This is a genomic window from Geobacillus sp. ZGt-1 (genome assembly GCF_001026865.1).
Lineage (GTDB): Bacteria > Bacillota > Bacilli > Bacillales > Anoxybacillaceae > Geobacillus > Geobacillus thermoleovorans.
The window spans coordinates 133,167-134,056 of record NZ_LDPD01000026.1 but is presented as its reverse complement, the minus strand read 5'-3'; the positions used below and the strand labels follow the sequence as shown (position 1 = coordinate 134,056).

Below are 890 nucleotides of genomic sequence, written 5' to 3'. Positions count from 1 at the left end.
TTTCGCTTGACATATCCAAGATTGTCAGTTCAAACGTTTGATCCTTGGGTGGCGGGATTGATTGGCGCCGCTGGGTTGCTCACTGCCATGGTGCCAGGGTCGATGATTTTAGTGACAGCATCAACGTTGTGGTGAGTTGGATTCCGTTTGGCCCAGTTACGGTGAAAGAAGGAAAGCGGGCGATGTAGGAGGAAAAGTTGGCGATTGGACATCGTGCTTATCAATGGACGGGGAAAGCAAAGAAGGCATGGAATGCATCCGTGCCTTCTTACATGCTTTATGGTTGTCTAACGTGCATTGAATCGCAACTTTTCATTTAATGTAACATGAGCTTCATCCAAAGTTCGCTTGTTTGGTGAATAAATGATAAATAGCATTTCATCATGATGAATCGGACAGTCGCCGCTGGCTTGACAAAATTTTATCAAGCTGAAGGCAGCCTGCATACGAATGTCCTCTTGAAAATCCGTGTGAATCCCTTCCTCCAGTCCGAATGGATCTTGAAAGTTCGTCATGTTGTTCGACCCCTTTTTCCAATTAGTAGATGGATCACGCTACGTTTACGATGATCGGTCAGCATTGGCCGCTGTTGTGTTTGACTGCGCGGAATAGTTTGCTGCAAGGTGCATTGCATGAACCTTTTTAAATGGCATATGCAATCGATAAGAAAATTAACCAAGGCACCCCAAATTGTTTTACACGATGTAACCCATGTCGTCCAACGCCTGAAACAGCGGATTCGACAACTGACGAATCCCAACTAGATCCTCTCCATGCAGGAGCACATCCAGCGAGTAAATCAATACATCATGGGATGGATCGGATATTTTCAACTCATAAACACCCAATGCTCCGTCTCTTATTGCATCGAGGGTCGAGAGGCATTTTGT

Annotated in this window: 2 pseudogenes; one reads left to right on the top strand and one right to left on the bottom strand. The window is 45.4% G+C overall.

Annotation, left to right across the window (positions count from 1 at the left end):
* Nucleotides 1–319: 319 nt before the first annotated feature.
* Nucleotides 320–515, bottom strand: a pseudogene (locus VU18_RS14210) (tryptophan 2,3-dioxygenase family protein); the annotation flags it as partial.
* Between the two features lie 258 nt (nt 516–773).
* Here VU18_RS14210 and VU18_RS21155 point away from each other — a divergent pair.
* A pseudogene (locus VU18_RS21155) lies at nt 774–890 on the top strand (group II intron maturase-specific domain-containing protein); the annotation flags it as partial.